Here is a 20,891-nt window from a genome sequence, read left to right as displayed (position 1 = left end):
TCAGTAGGTGACGGTCGCCGTCAGAGTGTCGGAGTAGCTGCCGACCGGCGAGTTCTGTCCCGCCGGGATCGTCCCGTAGACGGTCAGCGTCTGCGCGGACCCGGTGCCCACTTGCTGGACGACGCCACCCGCGGAGGAGCCCCAGACGTTCGTTCTGGCCGAGTCCGTGTACACCTGATACATGAGCGTGGACGCGCCAGCCCCCGAGTTGAGACGGCGTCCGGACGGGTCCTGGGAGTTGGTGCCGTTTCCGACAGCGACGGAGTACATCGTCCCGTTCGTCGAGGTCACCGTGATCGTGGAGGTCGCGTTGACGGCGGCACCGGCGTAGTTGCCGAAATCGAGCGGAGACGCGCTCAGGGTCGCGCTGCTGGCGATCCTCGCCGAGACGGGGATGCTCGACGTGCTCGACGCCGCGTAGGACGCGCTGGGCGCGGCGACCGCGAGGACGCCTCCCGCGAGGAGGGAGAGGGCGAGAGCAGAACGGGAACGCACGGCAGAGTCCTTCGATAGAGACGGCGCGGATTCGCCGTCGTGGGCCGCGCGAGAACTCGCCGGACCGGCCGGCGTTCCCTGACGAGCACACCGCACTGGCAAAATTAGGGACCGCGCCGAGCGTGCCGCTACCCCCCGAAAAGCCCGCCTCGCCCACCGGAGGACGGAGGGGGACGGTCGAGCGGGGTGGCGGCCACGTCCTACTCTCGGAGGACTCGTGGTCGCGACAGAAGGGCATCACCGTGCGGATTCTCATCGTCGGAGCGGGCGCGACCGGTGGTGCCTTCGGGAGCCGCCTGCAGGAAGCCGGCCGCGACGTCACCTACCTGGTGCGTGCCGGCAGGGCCGAGTCGCTGCGGAGAGACGGACTCCGCTTCGTCGCGCCTTCGGGGGACCGCACCCTCGACGTGACGACACTGGTCGTGGGGGAGGAGGCGTCCGCCTTCGATCTGGTGCTCGTGACGGTCAAGGCGTCGGCGCTGGAGGACGCCGTGGCCGATGTCCGTGCCTGGGTCGACGCGAAGACGCTCGTGCTGCCGATCCTCAACGGCATGGCTCACATCGACCTGCTGCAGACCGAGTTCCCCGGGCGAGTGCTCGGCGTCTCGGCCAAGATCGTCGCGACTCTCGACGGCGGCGCGGTCCGCCAGATGACCGGGCTCTCGGTGCTCACGATCGGCTCGCTGACGGACGCGCCGGTGCCGGCTCGCGTGGCCGAAGCGCTCGACGTCCCCGGTATCGACCTGCGGGTGTCCGATGACGTGCTCTCCGCACTGTGGGAGAAGTGGGTCTTCATCGCCGCAGCGGGCGTCGTCACCTGCCTCTTCCGCAGCGCGATCGGCCCGGCCCTCGAGGCGGGCGCTCTCCCGTGGATCCTCGACGCGATCGAGGAGGCGGAGACCGTCGCCGACGCGGCAGGCCTGCCGGTGTCCGCCGCGGCGCACGAGCAGTCCCTTGCGATCCTCACCGAGGAGGGGTCCGCCTTCACGACCTCGCTCTACCGCGACCTCGTCGCAGGCCTGCCCACCGAGGCCGAGCACCTGCTCGGCGACCTCGCTCGCCGAGCGCGGGACCTGAGCGTCCCGACGCCGCTCCTCGACCTCACCCTCGTACAGATCCGAGCAGGAGCTCCGGCTCAGGCGCCCGCCGTCGCTGCTGAAGCGTCCCGCGCCCCACTTCGGGGCGACCTCGAGCATCGTCCGTGAGGGGATGGTCGACCGGCCCGTGGCCCGTCGACGCCGATCAGGTGCGGTAGCGCTTGCGCATTCCGTCGAGGAAGAGCTTCCTGGGCAGGAGGGTGTGCAGCGCGGCGACGCGTCGTGCGTCAGCTCCGACGAGCTTGTGGAGTGGGGGCCGGGACGACAGGAGGACCTGGGCGACGGCGTCGGCGACGGTCGAAGGAGCGGCGCCGGCGGCGACGTCGTCGTCGAACGCTGCTTCGACGCGTCGTCGCGCTCGGTCGTAGACGTCGAGGCGGGTGGCGACAGGGGATTTCCCCGCACGCAGGTCGGTGCGGATGAACCCCGGCTCGATGATCGTGCAGTGGATCCCGAACGGCCCGACCTCCAGCTGCAGAGCCTCGATCCAGCCTTCGAGCGCGTGCTTCGATGCGGTGTAGAACGCGTCGAAGGGCACAGGGACGATCCCGGACAGCGACCCGACGACCACGACGCGGCCCGCACCGTTGCTGCGCAGGTGGGGGAGGACTTCGCGGGTCACGCGGTGCACCCCGAAGAAGTTCGTCGCGAAGAGCGCCTCCGCCTCGGCGACGGTGGTCTCCTCGATCGCTCCGGACGTGTCCACACCAGCGTTGTTCACGAGCGCGTCGAGGCGGCCGGTCCTGCCGATGAGGGTGTAGATGGCGGCGCGGACGCTGTCGTCGTCCGTGACGTCGAGAGGAAGCGAGTCCTCATCACTCGGATCCGTCCGGCGCTGCCCGCCGAACACTCGCCAGCCGTCGCTGCGCAGGCGCTCGGCGACGGCGCGCCCGATGCCGCTCGAGGTCCCGGTGACCAGTGCGACCTGCTGCTCGCCCATGACGCCAGCGTAGAACCGACCAGCCGTCGGTGGCGAACGTCTGCCTTCGCCATCGAGCTCGCCCGGCTCGGCCCGGTGCAGGGCTCCGGTTCGTACTGGTCGATGTGCGGGACGTCCTCGTCGCCCGGCTGTCCCGCACGAGGATCGCGACGTGCCTCACTCGGCGCTTCCATGCTGCGAGAGGTCCTGCTCGAGGGGAGCCCTGATGGAGGGTGTGACGACGGTGTCGCCGAGGGTCTGTTCGAGGTCGGCTGCGGCCGTGCCGACCGCGTCCGCACCGTCCGCGCCGAGGTCTTCGAGGAGCCGGGTCCGTACGCCGCCGGGGGTCGAGGCCCACACGCCGACGATGCGGCCGTCCCACCAGATCGTCGGGCCGATGTTGCCTCGGCTGTCGTAGAGGCCGGCGGTGTCGGCTGGGCTGTACCAGTGGCGGTGTCTCCATCCCATGGCTGTCGAGTCGAGAGACGGGAGAAGCGCCGCGACGGGCTCCGTCGCCTCGATGTCATCCGGAGCATCGTGTCGATGAGGCAGGTCGATGCCGTCAATGCCGTCGAGGTCGGTGTCGACGACGGCGAGAGCGGTCAGGGTCGCGCGGGTCGCAGTCTTCGTCCACCCGGTCCACCACTGCAGGTCGTCCACCGTCGCCGGCCCGTACGACTGCAGCCACCGTCGGGCGATCCGCGTCCGAGCCTCGAGGGCGTCCCGAGGGGGTACGCCGTCCTCCCACCAGGCCTCGACGGCCTGCCACCGATGCTGTCGAGTCGTCCACGCACCGACGGGGGTGCCCCGGACGATCTCTCCGGCGGCGCTCATCAGGGCGAGGAGACTGCTCGTGACCGTCTGCTTCGTGTCGGACGGAAGCCGAGGCGGAATCGGTGTCTTCAGGCCCGGCACCGCAGCGCTCAGCTGCGCGCCGGTCGCGTCACCGATCTCGCGGAGACCCGCCCGGACGTCCTTCTCGACGCTGCGGACCCACGCGGGGACGTCCGGGACGTCCGGTAGAGCCTGATTCTTCTCCAGTGTCGTCACGAGGCGGCGCCGCAGGACGTCGGCGAGGGGCGCGCTCACGGCGGCGTGCACGTCCGGTACGAGGTCGCGGTCCAGCAGGAACACGGTGCGCCGCATCGCGAGCCACCGCACCAGCAGTCGTCGCTCGTACATCTCCGCCGCGACGTCCTCGAGGGTGACGCCCGTCGTCCGGGCGAGGATCGAGAGGTACGGGGTCGCGGGGTCGGTCGCGTGCACGGCGACGAGCGCATTCGTGACGTGCCGAGGAGACGTGCCGGAGCGATCGAGAAGATGCCGACGCACGAGGAGGCGCCGGCGCTGCGCGCTGGAGACGTGCACTGGTCTCATCCGACGTCCTCACCCTGTGGCAGTGATCGAGATGTCCGCGTCACGCCGGGCCGGCTCGGTGGACCCAGGGGCTCGGAGCGATCGCGGGAGGGTCAGTCGCAGCCGATGATCCAGGTCGTGCCGAACATGTCGGTAAGCATGCCGTACAGGGGAGCGAACGGGCTCGGTCCCAAGTCGGTCAGCACGGTTCCCCCGTCGGCGAGGCGCCGCCACTGCTCGCTGATCTCGGCCTGATCGTCGCCGTGCAGGGTGAGGTAGAAGGGGTTCCGGCCGGCGTCGTACGGCTTCGCCGTCTGGACGTCGTAGGCCATGATGCTGAAGCCGTTGGGCGCGGTGAGCCGACCGAACGAGACAGCGTCGGCCTGAGCGGGGTCGTCGACCTGATGCGTGTCCGCATACGTGGCGAGTGCGACGTCGCCTCCGAAGACCGATCGGTAGAAGGCGAGCGCCTCCCGGGCCTGACCGCGGAAGTTCAGGTGCGGGGTGACGGAAACGGTCATGGTGGGGCTCCTGGGGGATGTCGGGGTGGGAATCACCGACGTCCGCGCAGCGCGGGGACGACGACGTGGTCGATGAGGTCGGCGACGAATTCGCGGGTGACCGGTGTGCGCTGGACGGCGGTGCGGTGCACGCACAGCGTGGGGATGACCATCGCCAGCGTGTCGATGTCGCCAGGGGGGAACTCCCCGCGGTCGATGGCACGGCGCAGGAGCGATCGACTCACCTCGACCCAGGGATCAGCGCTGGCCGACGCGGTCAGGCTCGCCAGAGCAGGGTCCGTGCGGCCGGCGTCCGCGAGGGTGCTCATCACATCGATGCGGAGCTGCTGTTCCGCCTCGGACATCGTCACGGTCGTGGCCAGGAGGTCGTCGCGGAGGCTCCCGAGATCCGGCAGGTCGGTGCTCCCGGCATCAGCCGCGGTGAGGTGAGCGACAGCCGCTGCAGCGAGGGCCGTCTTCGTCGGCCAGCGACGGTAGACGGTCGCGCGAGCCGCACCAGCACGAGCCGCAACGGCATCCACTGTCGCCGCCTCGTACCCGACCTCGGCCATGACGGCGAGTGCCGCGTCCAGGATCACGCCGTCCCGAGAGCGGTCGAGCTTTCGACCGGGTTGGCGACGCGGGGAGGAGGTCATGAGTGAAAACGATACCGCGACGTATCGATATACACAAGACTCGAAAATGATTCGATGAAGCTCCGCTGGTTCGTCCCTGAGGGGGACGGGTGAGCGGGACGCTTGCGAGCCGGGGAAGGCATCAGTGTCACACCGTCGTCGCCTCCCGAGCGAGCAGCTGCTGGATGACCGGTCCGACCGTGGCGACGATCCGGTCGAGATCTGCGGCGAGCAGGGCCGGCACGCCGACGACGCGGCGGCCGACGACGACGCCGATCAGCATCGAGGCGGCGAGGCCGGCGCGGAGCGTCGCGTCCTCGCCCCGGCCGGCCGTGCCGTGGGTGAGCCGGGACTGGATGAAGTCCCGCAGGGTCTCGCTCGCCTGCGCGTTCGTGACGGCGCCGCGGAGCATCGCCATCAGCGGCTCCGACTCCGCGTCGTCGCCCTCGAAGGCTTCGAGGTAGGCGCGGACGACCCGCTCGCCGAGGTGCTCGTCGGCGCCGTCGAAGGCGGTGTCGAAGCGGTGCAGCGCGGAGGCGGGGACCGCCATCACCGCGGCGAACAGCTCGTCCTTCGAGCCGAAGAACTGCATGACCTGGGACGGGTCGACTCCGGCATCCGTCGCGATCCGGCGGATGGTCGTTCCGGCGTAGCCGTCGGCGGCGAAGCTCGCCCGAGCCGCCGTCAGCACGGCGCCCCTCGTGGTGGCGGAGCCGGGGCGTCGACCGGGGCGTGCCGACCGCGGAGTCTCGTTCATGCTCCGACGCTACCTCGCCGTGCCCAGAGTCTCAACGCTTGTTGAGTTCGTGACCGATCGGACGTACGCTCGGCCCGACGCGAGCCCACGGAGGACTCACCGCACGATCGCCAGAACCTGGAGCACGCCATGACCGAGAAGATCTACACCGCCTCCCACCCGCTGCCCGCCGTGCGCAGCGGAGTGCTCACCGCGTTCGAGCCCGGTGCCCGCGTCCTGGAGGCAGGCTTCCGCCTCGCCCCGCCGTTCCGGGAGCTGCCGGTCGACGTCGTGCTCGAGAAGGACGTCGCTGTGACGCTGCGCGATGGAGTGACGATCCACGTCGACGTGTTCCGCCCGGTCGGCTCGGAGCCGGTCCCGGTGATCGTCGCGTGGAGTCCCTACGGGAAGGGTCAGGGCAGCTCGCCCAGCGTGATGGGAGTCTTCGGGCTGGTCGGCCTCGACGACGGCGTCGTCTCCGGGCTGGAGAAGTTCGAGGGCCCGGACCCGGCGTACTGGTGCGCCCGCGGCTATGCGATCTGCAACCCGGACGTGCGCGGCGTGGTCGACTCCGAGGGCGACAGCGTGCTCTGGGATCGACAGGAGGCCCGCGACTGCCACGACCTGATCGAGTGGCTCGCCGAGCAGGAGTGGTGCACGGGCAAGGTCGGCATGTCCGGCACGTCCTACCTCGCGGTCTCGCAGTGGTTCACCGCGGCCGAGCAGCCGCCGCACCTGGCGGCGATCAACCCGTGGGAGGGCGTCAGCGACGTCTACCGCGACCTCGTCTTCCGCGGCGGAATGCCCGACACCGGCTTCGCGCGGCAGCTGCAGGACGGCAGCTTCTTCGGCAGGAACCGCAAGGAGGACGTCCTGGCCGAGGCGGAGGCGCACCCCCTCGTCGACGAGCTGTGGGAGCAGAAGATCCCCGCATTCGAGAGGGTCACCGTCCCCGCCTACGTCGTCGCCAGCTACTCCAACACCCTGCACACCGCCGGCACCTTCCGCGCCTGGCGCCGGATCGCGTCCGAGGAGAAGTGGCTGCGCATCCACAACACGCAGGAGTGGCCCGACTACTACGACGAGGCCAACGTCGTGGATCTGCGCCGCTTCTTCGACCACTACCTCCGCGGCGAGGACTCGGGCTGGGAGCACACGCCCCGGGTCCGCTACTCCCTCCTCGACCTCGAGGGCGGCGACCGTGTCGGCCTCGAGGCGGAGTCGTTCCCGCCCGCGGACGTCGTGCCGACGCGGTACTACCTCGACGGCGCAGCCCGCGTGCTGACGGCGACCGCGCCACCTGCTCCGGTCGAGGCCGCGTACACGGTCGACGCGAACCCCAGCGCCGTATCGTTCCTGACCCGGTTCGACGAGGAGACGGTGCTCGTCGGCTACCCGAAGGCGCACCTGTTCGTCGAGGCGCGCGGTTCCGACGACCTCGACCTCTTCGTCCTCGTGCAGAAGCTCGACGCGCACGGCACCCCGCTGCAGGCGTTCACCGTGGCGAACCGCACCGCCCGGGCGCACGACCTCACCGACCACGGTGCCACGATCCTCCGCTACAAGGGCTCCGACGGACGCCTGCGCGTCTCGGCCCGCCACCTGGACCCGGCGCTCACGACCGACGACGTCCCCGCGCACGCCTTCGACCGCGTCGAGAAGCTCGCCGACGGCGAGATCGCCGAGGTCGAGATCGATCTGCTGCCGCTCGGCCTGCTCTTCCACCCGGGGGAGCAGCTGCGCTTCGTCATCAGCTCGCGCAACCTGATGGGCACCCTCATGCCCGGCATCCGCGAGTACGTCGGTGCAAACGCCGGGCAGCACATCGTCCACACCGGCGGCGAGCACGCCTCCTCCCTCCAGCTGCCCGTCCAGAGCCGCTGACCGTCCTCGAATCGAAGGAGCACCCCTCATGACCGTCACTCTCGTCGATGTCCGCCTCGCCGCTCTCGACCCCTCGCTTCCCGGGGGAGCGGTGGACGTCGAGTTCGACGGCATGGGGATCGTCTGGCGGGCGCTGATGGTCGCTAGTCGCGGACGAGGACGAGGACCCCGCCTCCGCCGAAGGCGAGGACGCTCACGAGCAGGCCGACCGTCTCGGGGAAGTCGTAGTGGTGAATCGTCTGCGGGCCGATGTCGTCGTGGTCGGCGTCGTACGTGCAGTCCACCCCCAAGGGTAGGAGCGTCGGATCGCCGGTGATGCGGACGGACTCGTCGGACAGATCGCCCGCCTCAGGGAACGTTCCTCGCGAGCACTGAACGCTGAAGGGATCGATCCCATCGAAGGTCCATCCGAGGGCGATCGAGGCCAGACCGAGCGGGATCGACAGGAGCACGAGCGCCCAGCCGGGCAGTCGTCTCCTCAGTGGACGCATGTCCACAGGCTACGGGCGCGTCCCGGAGAAGGATGGTCGTCTGGACGCCGCGATCATCCGACGTCGAACTCGCCTACGAGGGTGGTGCCGTCCGAGTCGTAGACGGGAATGGCGTGGGTGATGCCTGCGTTCTGCTTCTGCCATTCGAGGGCGTCCTCGGGTGTGGTGAAGGAGCGTTGAGCGGTGGTGCCGTCGGCGTCTTCGAGGTCGCCGCGATGCACGTAGCCCTGCGCGCCGTTGTTCGCGACGACGGCGATGAGGTCCGGATCACCGTTCTCGTTGGTGACTCCGTAGCTCTGGCCGGCGGCGTTCTCCGCCCACGCGGTCGTCTCGGACGTGGCGTACGCGACGATCGCCCGCCATCCACTGCCTGCGGAGGCAGTGACGGTGAGCGCTCCATCGGGGGCGTCGGTGAGGGGAGTGAAGAAGGAGTCGAAGCCCGGCACCTGCTCTGGTCGAAGGAAGTCGTTGGCGGAGCAGGTGAGACTCGATCCTCCGGTGAGCGTGAAGGTGCCCGGGGTGAGGCAGTTCAGCGAGACGGTCAGCCCTGTCGCGCCGTCGGGAGCGGGTCCGAGCTGGAGGGTCGCGGTGCCGGTGTAGGTGCCGACTGCGGACGCGCTCACCGGTGTGACGACCGCGGCGCCTGGCAGAGGGAGCAGGCCCGTGGCGGCCGCTGTGGCGGTGCCGGCGAATATCGCGACCGCGCCGATTCCGCCTCCCAGCAGCCATCGGTGTCGGCGGGAGCGGGAGGGGGTCTCGACGTGCTGGATCAGCGCGCGCCGGAAGGCGGTGGTGAATTTGTCGCTCATCTGCGGGGCGGTCATGACGGATCTCCTAGCGTCGACTGGATGTAGAGGCTGAGGGTCGGGTGCCCGAGCTTGTCGCGCAGCGCCGCGCGGGCCCGATGCAGCCTGGTCCGGGTGGCGCCGGCGCTGAGCCCGAGGAGGGGCGCGGCGTCGGTGGGGCTGTAGCCCTCGATCATCACGAGCGTCACGAGGTGCAGGTCCGCCGGCGAGAGGCGTCCGAGCGCTTCAGCGAGGCGCTGGTCTTCGATGACGTCGCGCAGTGCCACGTCTTCCGCGGAGGACGGGTGTTCGCCGTGGGGGAGCGCGGCCAGGAGGGTTCGGTACCGGCCGCGGCCGCGGCTGAGGTTGCGGGCGGCGTTGGTGACGGTCACGAGTAGCCAGGGGAGGACTGAGCCGTTGACGAGCGCGACGCTGCGGCGGCGGTGCCACAGTTCGAGGAACGCGATCGCTGTTGCGTCCTCGGCATCGGTCGTATCGACAAGGAGTCGGTACGCGTGCCGGAATACCCGAGCGCGGTGCTCGTCGAAGATCGACGCGAACGCCGCACCGTCACCGGAGGACGCACGCGCCCAGGCGGCGGCTTCGTCCGTCCTGATGATCCCCACATCTACTAGTGTCCGCAGGTCCTCGCAGCGTTACACCGATCCCGACCGGAGGCGCGTCCCGTATGGGGATCGATCAGTGAGACGAGCGTGGGTTGTGTTGTCCCTGCCGCTCTCAGAGGCTGACGGTGAGGTCATAGGGGTCGGCGCGCCAGCCGCATCCCGGGCCATTTGGTTCGTCGACGAGGTTCCAGTCGATGTCGTGGTCCTGTTCGTCGAGGGCGCGGCCTGCGTTGTCGAGGAGTGTGAGGTGCACTGTGTCGGGGTGGTGGTCACCGAAAACATATATCCACAGACCGGAGGTGTTGTGGACGACCCAGTAGGAGCGTCCGGTTGCGGGGGCTGCATCGACGGAGGGATAGGCGCAGATCTCATCCGCACACAGCCGGATGTCGGCGACATCAACGGATCGCGCACCTGCCGCCGTCACGCGAAGCTCGTTGGTGTAGCCGATTTCATGGCAGCCGTACCCGCAAGACGTCAGCGAGAGGGCGGCGACGACGCCGACCGCGCCGGATGCTACTGCGAGGAGATGGCGGTCGAGCCTCGTTCGACTGGTCACGGTCAGCTCGCACAAGATGTGCGCCGAAGGCGCTGCTTCGCGGCCCTCTCGGTGAGAACGGATAGGTAGTCGCGCACGGGCCTGTCAAGGAGTTCGCGCAGCTCCTCGCGAACGACATGGTCGACATCGGGGACAGTAGTCATGCCGCTAGCGTGCAGGACAAAGGCTAACGACTCCGCGAAATACGTTCTCTATTCGCTTCCCTGGACGGCGGGACCTGCGGCTCGCCAACACGCTGGCGGAATGTTTTGTGTGGGATCGCCAACCGGTTCGGCCGTTGGCCCTCGTCCGAGCGTCGGCCTGTCGTGAGCCATGAGTGGCCGGGAACCGAGTGCGCCGCGAGGGTGCTAGCTGCTGGTCGCTCGAAGCGTCTTCACGAGCTCCTGCAGTTCGGTCGCGTGGTCTTGCTTCCACTCGCGGATCGCAGAGGTCGCGAGCGGGTCCGTGTCCTCGGACACGGTGTCGTACTGCACCACGGCCACGTCGAGAACAGTGGCGAACACGTCATCGTTCGGCTCCATGGAAGTGCCGGCGACACCGACAGTCGCAGTGTGATCGATGCCTACTCCGGAGAGGGCGATCGTCCACATCTGGATCGGACCGTCGGGTGTCGGAGTCGCGTCACCGATTCTCGCGTGCGTGACCTCGATGACGACTCCGCCTACTGAGCGCTGCATGGCCCGATCGTACTCAGCTGCTCTCTGCGCAGCCGAGTGTTCCGTATGGGGATCCGCTAGCGGCCGTGGTCGGCCGTAGTAGTGCCCGCGGTCGGGAGCCGGCGCTGTGAACCCGAGGTGAATGGGGACGGGCTGGCAGTGAGTTCTCGACTAATCGTCGTGACAGTGGGTGGCGTCGTCGCTCCCTCCTTCACGAGAGCACCTCTATTTCTCAGTCCTAGCGGTAGCTCTGCTCTGATCGGGTGATCGGCCAGGAGTCGCCCTCGGGGCTCAGGTGCTGGTTCGCTACGACCTCGAGGGCCCGGACGAGGGCGTTCTGATCACCCTTCGGACCGACACGGATCTCGCTGATCAGATCGAAGGGCAGTGGGTTGAGCGGCTGTCCGTTCGGGCCCCGTGGCGAGAGAAGCAACTCGATGTAGGGGGAGAGGCCCACCTCCCCTTCCCGGAACTGCACTCGGGCCGCCTCGCGGCCTCCATCGTGCGAGTGCACGAGGCCAACGAACCTGTACTCCTTCTCGTCGGACCAGTGGGCGCTCTTATGGCTTGCCGTCAGGATCGCCACCTCGTAGGGGCCTGCGGGGTCGGTGCTGTCGGGTGCCAGGAGCGTGCTGAGCCGTTCTTCGAGGTCGATCTCCTCGTAGCTTGTCTGTGCGAAGCGGGCACCGACGTCGCGGTTCAGCTCCTCGACCGTCGCGACCAGCCGCTCGGTATTGAAGACGATCTCGATTCGAGAGTTGTATGGGCGCCACATCCCGAGGTGGTCCTGTGCGGCGCTGAGTGAACTGACGAACAGGTCATCCCTGTCTCGCACCTTGTATGTCTGCACGTACAGCTGCTCGTCGATCGCATGTACCTTCTCCAGCACGCCGACGGCCGTCTGATTCTCGTTCGGGTCGTTCAGCTGCGTGATATGAGTGGCCCAGAGCGCTGACGACTTCATGATCCCGATCGGCCCGGCGATGCTCGTGTAGTGCGAGACGTGCTCAGGCAGAGGCAGATCGTGGGTCACATCCCGATAGTAGGTCGACCGGCGCGACCTCCTGTTCCGACCGTCCGATAGCGGATGGTTGAGAGAGGGTCAGCGCCGACTCTTCGCGTTCCGTCCTCGGCTGAACTCGCGTCCGACGACGACGAGGACGAGGACAGCAAGAGTGGCTCCGCTGAGTGCGGCCAGGTTCATCGATCCGAAGCCGACGACGGCCGGCCAGACGGGTTGCGGGCCGTCGAGGCTGCTCCATTCCTGGCCGAAGCTTCGTCCTACCGACACGTAGGCGATCACCAGGAGTAGTGCGGCGATGCTCAGCCCGAGAAGGCTCGCAGCAATGACGATGGCGCGCTTCATCAGGTCCCCCTTGGTTGACTGCACCATGAGGCTACGCGACGGCAAGAAGCCGCGGTCTGACCTCAAGGCAGGACGACGGGTTCAACCCGAAGTCCGTCCCATAAGCGGATGGTCATCCGGACGCGTGGTCAGTCGTTCGCGGACGTGGCGAGTGCTGCGGCGACGTCGGCCTACGGACTGTCGAGTTCGGCAAGTCGACGGGCATAGCGGGCCAGCTCGTTCCGCATCTGCTCGATCGACCTCGGCATGAAGCGCCTCACCTGCATGTCGAGAATCGCATCGGCCACCACGTCGCTGACCTCGAATGCCGCGGCGACGGCCGCCCTCTCGTCGTCGCGACCTCCCGAGACGTTCGCGCACACCCGAAACAGCTTCTCGGGGTTCTCGACAGCTCTGATGCAGGCGTTGAGGATCTCGATACTCGTCACAAGGCTCTGACGTTCGGTGTCGTCGTCCATGCGGTCACCGTACCGGCCCGATGCGATGTGGACCCAAGTACTCACCGCATCATCTACTCATGTGAGTTCGGACAGCATGCGTCCCGTCAGCGGATCGATCAGTGAGACGAGTGTGGGTCGGGTTGCCCTCGCCGCTTCGCCGGCGCGACGGCGAGTGCGAGCCCGCCGAGTGTCAGGCCCAGAGCCGCAAGCGTGCGTGGCCAGCGCCCGGAGTAAGTCGTGACGGTCCCTTCACCATCGGCGCGCGCCCACGCGCACGCGCGACCGAGCGGCCACAGCGCCGCGGAACCCACCACGATGCCGGAACGTTCCGAGACCTCCGCGTCCGGCGAGAAAGGCCCATCCACCATGCACTTGTAGGTCGCTCCCTGGTACTGGCTCACCCAGATCTGTCCTGCGCCGAAGAGCAGCCCCACCACGAGAAGAAACGACCCCCACACGATCCGCTGCGCACGCAGATGAACAGGGGAACTCATCGCGTGATCCCAATCGGTAGTTCGACGTAGATCGGGTCACTGCTCTGTGTGCGCAGGGCAAGCACGGCAGGGCCGGTAGGGAGATCGGCGGGGAGGTCGAAGGACGCGTCGACCGTCGACCGTTCGCCCTGAGGGATCGGTCGACCGAGCAGTATCTCCTCGCCGCTCGCGGAGGGGGTGATGGTGACAGTGACATCTGAAGCGGCGCGGCTCGTGCCTCCGGTGTCCTCGCAGGTCTCCCAGATGAAGTCGGCGCTGAGGTGGACGACTCCGCCGGGGTGGAGGGACGACTCCTGGAGTTCGATCACCTTGACGGCACAGGATCCGGCCGAGCTCGACGTGATGCCGGTGCAGCCGCCGGCGCTGAGCGCGATGGCGGCAACGACGAGAATGGATGTCATTCGTCTTCGCCGTCCCTGCATCATGCGGGTCAGTGAACCACTGCTCGCCGCCGCCTGCATCGTGAGTACCGCGAACGTCATCAGATCGTTGATACTCGCGGCCGATGACGTGCAATTCGCGCTCGGGCAAGCTGATCGGAGTGTCGACCGATCGTCGTCCCGTATGGGGATGGTGCTCCGGGTGCTTCGCGGCTTGATTGCCGGAACCGATAGAGGCGGGGTCGTCGCAGTGCAGGTCTGCGCGCTGTGCAGCCCTGTAGTCCTTTCCGCTTCGACCTAGGCTGATCGGTGTTGGGTGCCGCGCAGAGGAGGAACGATGAAGGCCGCTGTGCTGCGTTGTGCTGGCCTGCTCCTGGTCACGAGTGCGATGGCAGGGTGCGCTCCCGTCTTCGTGTCGGAGTTCAATGAACCGGCCTGCCTGGACTGGAGGTCGTACGACTCTCTGGAGGAGGCCGCTGGCTCACACGACTTCATAGTGCGAGCCGAGCTCGAGCCGACTGAGACGACAGTGACGATGTACGGCGAAGAGGCGTCGCTTCACCGCGCGACCGTCACCGAGGTCTTCGGCGGTGAGGCGGAGGTGGGTGACGTCCTCGACGTCGTGTCGACGCCAGCGAGCTGCACCAGCGGAGCGCCCTACCCGAACGGAGATCCAATGCTGCGCGACGAGGCGACCCTTGTTCTGATCCCCGGAGATCCGGCGTGGGGAAGCGCAGAGTTCATGAAGACGATCACGCCCTACGACGGTGTCTGGGACGAACGACCCGCAAACTGATCGGCGTCAATCGGACCCGTCTCCTTCGTCCCGTATGGGGATCGGTGACCGGACGCGTCGAGTCGGTCACGCTCGGTCTGTGATTTCGGTCCCTTACAGGCCGTGCGCGACTGGCGCGGCTCGAGGGTGAGTGGAGGCCTCTCGCTCCGCAATGCTGACTTCAAGAGGGAAAGCTGGCCGCGGCTTACCTCGCGACGAGGCGAATGTACATGTCTCCGGTGACGAAAACGGTGTCGCTGGCTACCTTGCCGCCTTCGCACGTGGCTCCCACGTCGTACTCCCGGAATCCGAAGACTCGAAACGGCCATGGGAACGTGCCGTCCCGGCGGGTGAACATACCCGACTCCTCTCCCGTCAAGGAATCGAGGAGGCATCGACCCATCGGATCACCGGCCTCATTCACGACGACGCCCGAAACGGAGAACTGAGGCGGCGGCGATGACCGGGGGAACCATGTCGCAGCAGCGCAGACGAGTGCGGTCACCGCGACCCCCGTCACCAACAGCCAACGATCCCTCATCCCCTGACGATACGAGCAGACCGTCATCTGCGGGCGTGCGGGGAAGATGACGGTCGAGCAACCCCGTCCCAAGAGGGGATCGGTCAGCGGTGCGCTATCAGTGACGTCGGCCAGACATCGCCGATCCGTCGGCATCAGGCGCCTGCTCCGCGGCGTCGCCTTCTGCGGACGGGTAGCCGAAGAAGTACCCGCGCAGATGCTCGAAACCGCTCGCGGGTCGCCCCTGTCGCTTCCGGCGAGACGCGAACCCGAATATCTCGTTGAGTCGGTGACCGAGGCTTACTGCGAAGCAGAGGAGCAGCAGCACCCACCACGTCGCCTTGAAGATCGGCTCGTCGTAGCCGAGCGCGATGGGGATGAGGCCGATCACGGCGGCGACGCTGCCCAGCACGTACAGCACGATGAGCGCGAGCCAGAGGTTCTGACGCTTCGTCCGTTGCATGGGGTGCCCCTCAGTCAGTCCTCTCGCGCGAGCGAGGCCGGCGGTGGTCGTGTCGGTCATGTGCGCTCCCTCTGCCTCAGGCGCCGGCGCCGCCGTCGACGGGCACGATGGCGCCCGTCACGGCTGAGGCGCGGTCGCTGAGGAGGAAACCGGCGACTTCGGCGACTTCGAGGGCGGTCGCCATGCGGCCGAGGGGGCTGGCTGCGTTGTTCGCGTCGATGATGCCCGGCGTCTTCGTCTCCCACTCGTCCATCATCTCCGTTGCGGTTCCGCCTGGCGTGATGCCGTTGACGCGAATGCCTTGCCCGGCCCAGGTCACCGCCGCGGTCTCGGTGATGCTGTTCAGTGCTCGCTTCATCGCCCCGTAGGCGGGCAGGGGTGGAACGGCGCGGCGGCTGCCGATGCTGGAGGTATTGACGATCGCACCGCCTCCGGACTTCCTCATGAGGGCTGCTTCGGCGAGCATCGCGACCCAGTGAGCACGGAAGTTCACCGCGAACTGCTCGTCGATGTCGTCGTCGGAAGTGGTGTCGAGGGGACCGGCGTTCTGCTGGTTCACGCCGCCGTTGTTGAAGGCGCCGTCGAGGCGTCCGTGGAGCTCCTCGACGTGGTCCACGGCGGCACGGATACTCGCCCGGTCAGCGAGGTCCATGGCAACGGCATCAGCCGTGCCGCCCTGACCGCGGATCTCGTCGACGATCGAGCCGAGCGCTTTCATGTTGCGGGCCGCCAGCACGACAGCGGCACCTTCGCCGGCGAAGAGGCGAGCCGCTGCGGCGCCGATGCCACGGCTGGCTCCGGTGATGAAGACGACTTTGCCGGTCAGCAGGCCGACCGGTGTGGATTCGTTGGTGTGTGTCATACGACCACCGTCGCCGCCCGCAAGATCCGCATCCAGGCACGAACGGTACGAGGATCCATCGCCGGCTCGGGCGCACACTGGGGAGCATGGACAAGGGTGAGCTCGCAGCGTTCCTCCGAAGTCGCCGCGAGCGTCTTCGGCCGGAGGACGTCGGACTGCCGTCGGGACCACGCCGCAGAACACCGGGACTGCGCCGGGAGGAGATCGCCGTTCTCGCGCACATCTCCACCGAGTACTACGCCCGACTCGAACAGGGCCGCGCTCCTCGACCCTCGGACGTCGTCCTCGGTGGTATCGCAGGTGCTCTCCGTCTCACGTCCGAGGAGTCCGACCACCTGCACCGGCTCGCCGGCACCGCTCCGACCCCGTCGGGCTTGCACCGTCGCGACGTTCGACCGAGCGTTCTCGCGCTCCTCGAACGACTCCCGCACACCGCCGGCATCGTCCTGTCCGCCACCTTCGAGGTGCTCGCGTGGAACGAGCTCGCAGCAGCCCTCATGGAGGACTTCTCGCTGCTGCCGCCGCGCGACCGCAACCTCGCGAGGAAGACCTTCCTCGCCGCAGAGCAGCCACCGGAAGCGATCTACGGAATCTCGGACGAGATCGCATTCCAAGAGGGCGTCGTCACGCAGCTCCGCAACGCTCACGCCACGTACCCCTCGGACCCCGTCGTCGCGGAACTGATCGACGACCTCCGGACCGGCAGCGCCGAGTTCGCACGGCTCTGGAAACGGCACGACGTCCAGACGCCGCCACCCCTGCGGAAGACGTTCCGCCGCACACCGGTGGGGGCGATCACCGTCGACTGCGACTCCCTCGCCATCACCGAACGCGACCAGCACCTCGTGCTCTACACCGCACAGGCAGGCTCACGCGACGCCGAGAACCTCGCCTTGCTGGAGGTCATCGGCTCCGAGCCACTCACCGCCCGGCGAGACCTCTGACCAGCGAGCTCCGGGCCGCGCGTCTGTCGAGTCGAGCGGTGGGCGAAGCGAGTCCGATGAGAACTTGTCACCCCGGTCCAAGCCGGCGCGCTTGTCCCGTGAGGGGATTCCTCATCGGGACGGCGAGGAGTCCTGCGCGAGCCGCTCGAGCACCTGCATCAGGGTCGCGCGATCGATGCCGTCAGTGCGATCGACGAGGTGCCTGCGGACAGCGGCGGCGTGGATCGGCCGGGCAGCGCGGACGACATCCCGCCCCTCATCGGTGATCTGCACGTGAACGCCGGCGTCCACGCTCCGACGACCGAGCAGACCGCGCTGCTCCATGCGGGTCAGTTGGTGCGAGAGCCGGCTGCGGTGCCACTGCATCGAGGTGGCGAGGTCGCTCTGGCGGAGCTCCCCGCCGCCGAGCTCGACCAGGCGCGTCAGGATGCCGAAGTCCGGGTCGGAGAGACCCGTGCCGGTCTTGATCTCCTCGGCGACGCGCTGCCGGACCTGGTCCGCTGCGATCTTCCACGCATGCCAGAGAAGTTGGTCCTGCTCGCTCAGCGGTGCGGTCATCCGCCCAGCCTACGGTGCAGGTGTTGACACGACAACGGCCGGATCGCAGAGTGTTGACATGACAACACTTAGAAATTCTGCGACGAAGCTCGCCCTCGTCACCGGTGGCAACAAGGGCATCGGCCTGGCCATCGCGCGCGGCCTCGCACGGCAGGGGTTCACCGTCCTGCTCGGAGCGAGGAGCGTCGACGCCGGCCGGGACGCGGCGGGGACCCTCGACGGCGACGTCCGGCCCGTCCTTCTCGACGTCACCCGGCAGGACCATGTCGATGCCCTCGCGGCGCGCGTCGCGGAGGAGTTCGGGCATCTCGACGTGCTGGTGAACAATGCCGGCGTCAACACGCTCACCTTCCACCCGATGGATCACCTGCCGACGCCGACCGAGGAGACGGTCGACGACATCAGGAGCGTGTACGAGGTCAACGTCTTCGCCGTCGTGCGGATGATGACGGCGTTCCTGCCGCTCCTCACCCGAGTGAAGGATGCGCGGGTGGTGAACGTCACGAGCAAGCGCGGCTCGCTCGGCGAGGAGGGCGCCTGGGTGGGGCAGCCCTCCATGGCCTACTCCAGCTCGAAGACCGCCCTCAACGCGCTGACCGTGCACTACGCCCGCGAGTTCGCCGCCACGACGCTGAAGATCAACGGCGCGGCCCCGGGACACGTCGCCACTGACTTCAACGACTTCCGCGGCAGCAGGACGCCGGACGAAGGCGCGGCGGTCGCCGTCCGCCTGGCCACCCTGCCCGCCGACGGCCCGACCGGCGCGGTCTTCGAGGACGACCACCGGCTCGCCTGGTGAGCGACCGGCAGGCCATGGCTCAGTGCGTCGCCGTTCGGTTCTCTCGGCGCGATGCTTTCGAGCGGGCCGTCCAGTGGTGCGGGAGATCTTCGGACGGGGGACTGTCGGCGACCACGGCCAGTCCCTGGAGGTAGAGGTGGCCGGTCCGGACCAGGGTGACGGTTCGGGGTCTGTAGCCCCGCGGTGCGGGGTCCCATACGGCGTTCGCATCGACCTCCCAGAGGTAGAACCAGTTGCGTGTGAGCTCATTCGGTACGCCGACCCACATCGCGTGCTTCTTCCTGCGTTCGATGGAGAGAAGGACGCCCGGCTCGAGGAAGGTCGCCAGCATGCCCGACGTGGTGTCCAGATCGATTGCAGACCTGCCGGCGGGTGGTCGCGGCGGCCATTCGGGCAGTGTTTGGAAGAAGCGGTGCTCCCAGGAGTCGTAGGGTCGCGCGCGGGTGATGTCGGTCAGGCGGATCGTGGCGTAGCCGTCGAAGAAGCCCCCTGTCGTCGTTGTTGCGATGAGCGTCCATTTGCGACCGACTCCTACGACGAACCCTTCGATCGTTTCGGCCCGCTTCCAGCCTCGCTGGATCCTGACGGCCGAGTCTTCCGCGCGCGCGGTGAGCAGTACTTTCCGGATCTTCTTCTGCTTCGACACCGGCCTGTTCTCGCGGAGACGAAGACACTCGGTGCGTCCCGTAGGGGGATCGTTGGCCGGTCGCTAATTTCGCGGCCGCGCCTCGTTCGCCAGCCAACCACCGAGCATGATCGCGGCGAACAGCAGCAGCAAGCCTACAAACCTGACCCAGTCACGCGCCGGCTCTCCGAGCGCAAACCCGATCAGCGGGCACGCGACCGCGGCGCAGCTCAATGCCAAGACGGTCCACCAAGACCGCCACGTCCGCCGCTTATCCGACGGCTGGTACTTGTTCGCGTCGTCTTGACCGGTCCCGAGCTCAGGTGCCATGACCGCAGCTTGGCATACCCAGCGCCTGGGCCTCCGTTGCTCAGCGGTAAGGTGCGGTCGTCTCGTATAGGGCTGGTCCAGCGGGCGTCCGGTAGGGGATCGTTCATCGGGTCGCAAAGTCGTCGGGCTGCTGCTCTCGGCCAGGGGCTGTGGTCAAGTGCGAGAGCGTTCCCGTCGTCAGCTCGCGCGGACCGACAGGTTCTTGCCTAGCTGGGTCCAGCCCTCGCCGGTTGCTTCATCCGGCACGGCGTCATCGGGGTGGATCTGCACCGTCCAGTCGTTCTGCTTCGACAGCTTCTCGCCGCAGCCGCTCGCCGGCTCGTCACCCTCATTGACGATGACGCAATGCCCCGCTCCCTCGCGAGGTAAGGCGAGGTAGAAGTCGTAGCCCTCGACCGAACCAGCGAACCGGATCGAGTCGGGATCGAGCTTGTCTCCGACGCTGCCAAGCGAGGGGAGCACGTCCTGCTCCTGCTGCGCCCTGTCGTAGTCCGAGTACACGGTCGGGTCGTCGTAGACGCTGGTGTCCTGCTGCGCGCACCCGGCGAGAAGAGGAAAGGCCATGAGCGCGACCGCGACCGCACTGATCCTGAATCTGTAGGTCGGTCGTTCGTGGCCCATCGCGTCCCCCGTTGCGTTTCGCTCACCCTACTTCGCCTGCTCATCGCCGGAGCGAAAAGCGCGAGCTCCCTCATTCCGAATGGGGATCGTGCACCGAACGGATTCGTTAGTGGTCCTCGCTCGCCGGTCCTTCTGTGTCTGCGAGGAAGGCGACGGCGAGTCGAGCGACCTTCTGGCGGTATCGGGTACCGGCTCCGATGCCTCGCGCGCCGAGCTGGTCATCGACCTCGACAAGCAACTGTGCAGCTGCCGGTCCGTCGTGCCCGATCCGGTCGTGCACCCAGGAGGAGAAGGCGCGGAGATCCCAGTCGCCGGTGAGGAAACGACGGCACGCGACGCGCAGCGCGAGAAGCGGGATCTCCTCACCGTCCCGATCCAATGGCCGCGCGCCCGCTTCGATGAGTGCCGCCGAGCTGAGGTCGAAGACATCGGCGGGAGTGGCGCTGGAGTAGAGGGACGCGAGAGCGACAAGGGACTCGCTGTCGCTCCCTGCTGCCACGAGATCCGCTGCCAGAGCGATCACGTCTCGGGGCTGGACCAGCCCGAAGAGGAGAGCGGCTGTCGTTTCGCGCAGGGTCGGGATCGAAGGGTCATCGCGGTCTTCTGCACCGTCTCGCATCCGACCTCCTCCGACCAGTCGCTCGTTGCCGCCCCGCGCTGTTGTCGCGGCGGCGGCGTCAGCGCGACTCAACACGTCGATCGGAACCGGTCGGTGACAGGTCGGCCCGTGGCTGAACCCGTGCTCGAGCTCGTAGACGCACTCCGAGCAGACGTGACCGCCGGCCGGTCCGGCATCCGCGAGGTGCTCCACCCAGGGGTGAGAGCACGCGCTACAGGCCTCAGCGAGTAGGGAGCGGAACCGAGCGCGGCGCGAACGGCGAGCGTCAGCTCGCGGGCGCCAACGCGAGAGGCCGAACATTCCGTGAGCGTAGCGAGCGCATGGCCAAGCCGTCGCGCGCTCCGCCTCACTCTCAT

The 20,891-nt window shown here is 68.0% G+C and carries 29 protein-coding genes; 5 read left to right on the top strand and 24 right to left on the bottom strand.

From position 1 onward, the window contains the following. Positions 1-495, bottom strand: a complete 495-nt coding sequence (locus tag EDF45_RS07925) for a spore coat U domain-containing protein (protein ID WP_165909048.1) — start codon at positions 493-495, stop codon at positions 1-3. A gap of 242 nt (positions 496-737) precedes the next feature. On the opposite strand from EDF45_RS07925, the gene EDF45_RS07920 reads away from it, so the two are divergent. Beyond that, positions 738-1,700, top strand: coding sequence for a 2-dehydropantoate 2-reductase (locus EDF45_RS07920; RefSeq protein ID WP_123735696.1), 963 nt, complete (start codon positions 738-740; stop codon positions 1,698-1,700). A gap of 37 nt (positions 1,701-1,737) precedes the next feature. Here the strand turns inward: EDF45_RS07920 and EDF45_RS07915 are convergent, their stop codons facing one another. The 5 genes from EDF45_RS07915 to EDF45_RS07895 form a co-directional block, all read right to left on the bottom strand. Next, positions 1,738-2,532, bottom strand: coding sequence for an SDR family NAD(P)-dependent oxidoreductase (locus EDF45_RS07915; protein WP_123735695.1), 795 nt, complete (start codon positions 2,530-2,532; stop codon positions 1,738-1,740). Positions 2,533-2,688: 156 nt separating this feature from the next. Continuing rightward, a complete protein-coding gene (locus EDF45_RS07910; RefSeq protein WP_123735694.1) occupies positions 2,689-3,888 on the bottom strand; it encodes a winged helix DNA-binding domain-containing protein in 1,200 nt (399 codons plus the stop codon). A gap of 92 nt (positions 3,889-3,980) precedes the next feature. Next, positions 3,981-4,388 (bottom strand): VOC family protein, encoded by a 408-nt coding sequence (locus tag EDF45_RS07905; RefSeq protein WP_123735693.1) that lies wholly within the window; start codon positions 4,386-4,388, stop codon positions 3,981-3,983. A 32-nt stretch (positions 4,389-4,420) separates the two neighbouring features. Continuing rightward, on the bottom strand, positions 4,421-5,023 hold the full coding sequence (locus tag EDF45_RS07900) for a TetR/AcrR family transcriptional regulator (protein ID WP_123735692.1): 603 nt from the start codon (positions 5,021-5,023) through the stop codon (positions 4,421-4,423). A 127-nt stretch (positions 5,024-5,150) separates the two neighbouring features. Beyond that, positions 5,151-5,759 (bottom strand): TetR/AcrR family transcriptional regulator, encoded by a 609-nt coding sequence (locus EDF45_RS07895; RefSeq protein WP_123735691.1) that lies wholly within the window; start codon positions 5,757-5,759, stop codon positions 5,151-5,153. A gap of 129 nt (positions 5,760-5,888) precedes the next feature. On the opposite strand from EDF45_RS07895, the gene EDF45_RS07890 reads away from it, so the two are divergent. Beyond that, complete coding sequence (locus EDF45_RS07890) at positions 5,889-7,622, top strand: CocE/NonD family hydrolase (RefSeq protein WP_123735690.1); 1,734 nt, start codon at positions 5,889-5,891, stop codon at positions 7,620-7,622. Between the two features lie 143 nt (positions 7,623-7,765). Here EDF45_RS07890 and EDF45_RS21195 read toward each other — a convergent pair whose 3' ends face one another. The 11 genes from EDF45_RS21195 to EDF45_RS07845 form a co-directional block, all read right to left on the bottom strand. Then, entirely contained in the window at positions 7,766-7,906 is a 141-nt protein-coding gene (locus EDF45_RS21195; protein WP_185020128.1) for a hypothetical protein, read from the bottom strand. A 260-nt stretch (positions 7,907-8,166) separates the two neighbouring features. Beyond that, a complete protein-coding gene (locus EDF45_RS07880; RefSeq protein WP_123735688.1) occupies positions 8,167-8,937 on the bottom strand; it encodes a peptidase M56 family protein in 771 nt (256 codons plus the stop codon). Continuing rightward, the gene (locus EDF45_RS07875) at positions 8,934-9,524 is read right to left on the bottom strand and encodes an RNA polymerase sigma factor (protein WP_260312008.1); all 591 of its coding nucleotides are present in this window, start codon (positions 9,522-9,524) and stop codon (positions 8,934-8,936) included. The genes EDF45_RS07880 and EDF45_RS07875 overlap by 4 nt, the downstream gene beginning before the upstream one ends. Before the next feature lie 112 nt (positions 9,525-9,636). Further along, the gene (locus tag EDF45_RS07870) at positions 9,637-10,083 is read right to left on the bottom strand and encodes a hypothetical protein (RefSeq protein ID WP_148060245.1); all 447 of its coding nucleotides are present in this window, start codon (positions 10,081-10,083) and stop codon (positions 9,637-9,639) included. Between the two features lie 2 nt (positions 10,084-10,085). Next, positions 10,086-10,226 carry a three-helix bundle dimerization domain-containing protein gene (locus tag EDF45_RS21955; protein ID WP_374204783.1) on the bottom strand — a complete coding sequence of 47 codons (141 nt, stop codon included), beginning with the start codon at positions 10,224-10,226 and terminating at the stop codon, positions 10,086-10,088. 204 nt (positions 10,227-10,430) lie between these two features. Next, positions 10,431-10,760, bottom strand: coding sequence for a hypothetical protein (locus EDF45_RS07865; RefSeq protein WP_123735685.1), 330 nt, complete (start codon positions 10,758-10,760; stop codon positions 10,431-10,433). A 217-nt stretch (positions 10,761-10,977) separates the two neighbouring features. After that, complete coding sequence (locus tag EDF45_RS07860) at positions 10,978-11,772, bottom strand: hypothetical protein (RefSeq protein ID WP_123735684.1); 795 nt, start codon at positions 11,770-11,772, stop codon at positions 10,978-10,980. A gap of 69 nt (positions 11,773-11,841) precedes the next feature. Then, positions 11,842-12,105, bottom strand: coding sequence for a hypothetical protein (locus tag EDF45_RS07855; RefSeq protein WP_148060244.1), 264 nt, complete (start codon positions 12,103-12,105; stop codon positions 11,842-11,844). A 170-nt stretch (positions 12,106-12,275) separates the two neighbouring features. After that, positions 12,276-12,563 (bottom strand): hypothetical protein, encoded by a 288-nt coding sequence (locus tag EDF45_RS07850; RefSeq protein ID WP_148060243.1) that lies wholly within the window; start codon positions 12,561-12,563, stop codon positions 12,276-12,278. Between the two features lie 98 nt (positions 12,564-12,661). Beyond that, positions 12,662-13,039 carry a hypothetical protein gene (locus EDF45_RS21015; protein ID WP_123735681.1) on the bottom strand — a complete coding sequence of 126 codons (378 nt, stop codon included), beginning with the start codon at positions 13,037-13,039 and terminating at the stop codon, positions 12,662-12,664. Beyond that, positions 13,036-13,521: a hypothetical protein gene (locus tag EDF45_RS07845; RefSeq protein ID WP_123735680.1), complete on the bottom strand. Its 486-nt coding sequence runs from the start codon at positions 13,519-13,521 to the stop codon at positions 13,036-13,038. Before EDF45_RS07845 ends, EDF45_RS21015 begins: the two co-directional genes overlap by 4 nt. A 235-nt stretch (positions 13,522-13,756) precedes the next feature. Here EDF45_RS07845 and EDF45_RS07840 point away from each other — a divergent pair, with 235 nt between their 5' ends. Then, positions 13,757-14,215 carry a hypothetical protein gene (locus EDF45_RS07840; protein ID WP_123735679.1) on the top strand — a complete coding sequence of 153 codons (459 nt, stop codon included), beginning with the start codon at positions 13,757-13,759 and terminating at the stop codon, positions 14,213-14,215. A 617-nt stretch (positions 14,216-14,832) separates the two neighbouring features. On the opposite strand, the gene EDF45_RS07835 is transcribed toward EDF45_RS07840, so the two are convergent. Both EDF45_RS07835 and EDF45_RS07830 read right to left on the bottom strand, forming a co-directional pair. Continuing rightward, positions 14,833-15,237 (bottom strand): hypothetical protein, encoded by a 405-nt coding sequence (locus EDF45_RS07835; protein ID WP_123735678.1) that lies wholly within the window; start codon positions 15,235-15,237, stop codon positions 14,833-14,835. Positions 15,238-15,253: 16 nt separating this feature from the next. Further along, positions 15,254-16,039 (bottom strand): SDR family NAD(P)-dependent oxidoreductase, encoded by a 786-nt coding sequence (locus tag EDF45_RS07830; protein ID WP_123735677.1) that lies wholly within the window; start codon positions 16,037-16,039, stop codon positions 15,254-15,256. Here EDF45_RS07830 and EDF45_RS07825 point away from each other — a divergent pair. Further along, positions 16,033-16,983: a helix-turn-helix transcriptional regulator gene (locus EDF45_RS07825; protein WP_260312005.1), complete on the top strand. Its 951-nt coding sequence runs from the start codon at positions 16,033-16,035 to the stop codon at positions 16,981-16,983. The two genes, EDF45_RS07830 and EDF45_RS07825, sit on opposite strands and share 7 nt — an antisense overlap. A 111-nt stretch (positions 16,984-17,094) precedes the next feature. Here EDF45_RS07825 and EDF45_RS07820 read toward each other — a convergent pair whose 3' ends face one another. Next, positions 17,095-17,541, bottom strand: a complete 447-nt coding sequence (locus EDF45_RS07820) for a MarR family winged helix-turn-helix transcriptional regulator (protein WP_123735675.1) — start codon at positions 17,539-17,541, stop codon at positions 17,095-17,097. Positions 17,542-17,599: 58 nt separating this feature from the next. Here EDF45_RS07820 and EDF45_RS07815 point away from each other — a divergent pair, with 58 nt between their 5' ends. Then, positions 17,600-18,340, top strand: coding sequence for an SDR family NAD(P)-dependent oxidoreductase (locus EDF45_RS07815; protein WP_123735674.1), 741 nt, complete (start codon positions 17,600-17,602; stop codon positions 18,338-18,340). A 19-nt stretch (positions 18,341-18,359) separates the two neighbouring features. Here the strand turns inward: EDF45_RS07815 and EDF45_RS07810 are convergent, their stop codons facing one another. From EDF45_RS07810 to EDF45_RS07795, 4 genes are all read right to left on the bottom strand, one after another. Then, positions 18,360-18,986 carry a hypothetical protein gene (locus tag EDF45_RS07810; protein WP_123735673.1) on the bottom strand — a complete coding sequence of 209 codons (627 nt, stop codon included), beginning with the start codon at positions 18,984-18,986 and terminating at the stop codon, positions 18,360-18,362. A gap of 63 nt (positions 18,987-19,049) precedes the next feature. Next, complete coding sequence (locus tag EDF45_RS07805) at positions 19,050-19,295, bottom strand: hypothetical protein (RefSeq protein WP_123735672.1); 246 nt, start codon at positions 19,293-19,295, stop codon at positions 19,050-19,052. Positions 19,296-19,472: 177 nt separating this feature from the next. Continuing rightward, complete coding sequence (locus EDF45_RS07800) at positions 19,473-19,916, bottom strand: hypothetical protein (RefSeq protein ID WP_123735671.1); 444 nt, start codon at positions 19,914-19,916, stop codon at positions 19,473-19,475. A gap of 106 nt (positions 19,917-20,022) precedes the next feature. Then, entirely contained in the window at positions 20,023-20,535 is a 513-nt protein-coding gene (locus tag EDF45_RS07795; protein WP_123735670.1) for a hypothetical protein, read from the bottom strand. Positions 20,536-20,891 lie beyond the last annotated feature (356 nt).

This window comes from Rathayibacter sp. PhB186, assembly GCF_003751825.1.
Lineage (GTDB): Bacteria > Actinomycetota > Actinomycetes > Actinomycetales > Microbacteriaceae > Rathayibacter > Rathayibacter festucae.
The sequence above is the reverse complement of the archived record's forward strand: the minus strand, read 5'-3'. Positions and strand labels throughout refer to the sequence as shown.

Excerpts from the sequence above, each read along its gene's own strand:
- EDF45_RS07915 (WP_123735695.1), bottom strand. The coding sequence starts at position 2,532 with ATGGGCGAGCAGCAGGTCGCACTGGTCACCGGGACCTCGAGCGGCATC.
- EDF45_RS07880 (WP_123735688.1), bottom strand. The coding sequence starts at position 8,937 with ATGACCGCCCCGCAGATGAGCGACAAATTCACCACCGCCTTCCGGCGC.
- EDF45_RS07805 (WP_123735672.1), bottom strand. The coding sequence starts at position 19,295 with ATGGCACCTGAGCTCGGGACCGGTCAAGACGACGCGAACAAGTACCAG.
- EDF45_RS07850 (WP_148060243.1), bottom strand. The coding sequence starts at position 12,563 with ATGGACGACGACACCGAACGTCAGAGCCTTGTGACGAGTATCGAGATC.
- EDF45_RS21955 (WP_374204783.1), bottom strand. The coding sequence starts at position 10,226 with ATGACTACTGTCCCCGATGTCGACCATGTCGTTCGCGAGGAGCTGCGC.
- EDF45_RS07830 (WP_123735677.1), bottom strand. The coding sequence starts at position 16,039 with ATGACACACACCAACGAATCCACACCGGTCGGCCTGCTGACCGGCAAA.
- EDF45_RS21015 (WP_123735681.1), bottom strand. The coding sequence starts at position 13,039 with ATGAGTTCCCCTGTTCATCTGCGTGCGCAGCGGATCGTGTGGGGGTCG.
- EDF45_RS07820 (WP_123735675.1), bottom strand. The coding sequence starts at position 17,541 with ATGACCGCACCGCTGAGCGAGCAGGACCAACTTCTCTGGCATGCGTGG.
- EDF45_RS07900 (WP_123735692.1), bottom strand. The coding sequence starts at position 5,023 with ATGACCTCCTCCCCGCGTCGCCAACCCGGTCGAAAGCTCGACCGCTCT.
- EDF45_RS07910 (WP_123735694.1), bottom strand. The coding sequence starts at position 3,888 with ATGAGACCAGTGCACGTCTCCAGCGCGCAGCGCCGGCGCCTCCTCGTG.
- EDF45_RS07835 (WP_123735678.1), bottom strand. The coding sequence starts at position 15,237 with ATGACCGACACGACCACCGCCGGCCTCGCTCGCGCGAGAGGACTGACT.
- EDF45_RS07895 (WP_123735691.1), bottom strand. The coding sequence starts at position 5,759 with ATGAACGAGACTCCGCGGTCGGCACGCCCCGGTCGACGCCCCGGCTCC.
- EDF45_RS07845 (WP_123735680.1), bottom strand. The coding sequence starts at position 13,521 with ATGACGTTCGCGGTACTCACGATGCAGGCGGCGGCGAGCAGTGGTTCA.
- EDF45_RS07855 (WP_148060244.1), bottom strand. The coding sequence starts at position 12,105 with ATGAAGCGCGCCATCGTCATTGCTGCGAGCCTTCTCGGGCTGAGCATC.
- EDF45_RS07800 (WP_123735671.1), bottom strand. The coding sequence starts at position 19,916 with ATGGGCCACGAACGACCGACCTACAGATTCAGGATCAGTGCGGTCGCG.
- EDF45_RS07815 (WP_123735674.1), top strand. The coding sequence starts at position 17,600 with ATGACAACACTTAGAAATTCTGCGACGAAGCTCGCCCTCGTCACCGGT.
- EDF45_RS07890 (WP_123735690.1), top strand. The coding sequence starts at position 5,889 with ATGACCGAGAAGATCTACACCGCCTCCCACCCGCTGCCCGCCGTGCGC.
- EDF45_RS07840 (WP_123735679.1), top strand. The coding sequence starts at position 13,757 with ATGAAGGCCGCTGTGCTGCGTTGTGCTGGCCTGCTCCTGGTCACGAGT.
- EDF45_RS07905 (WP_123735693.1), bottom strand. The coding sequence starts at position 4,388 with ATGACCGTTTCCGTCACCCCGCACCTGAACTTCCGCGGTCAGGCCCGG.
- EDF45_RS07865 (WP_123735685.1), bottom strand. The coding sequence starts at position 10,760 with ATGCAGCGCTCAGTAGGCGGAGTCGTCATCGAGGTCACGCACGCGAGA.
- EDF45_RS07795 (WP_123735670.1), bottom strand. The coding sequence starts at position 20,535 with ATGCGAGACGGTGCAGAAGACCGCGATGACCCTTCGATCCCGACCCTG.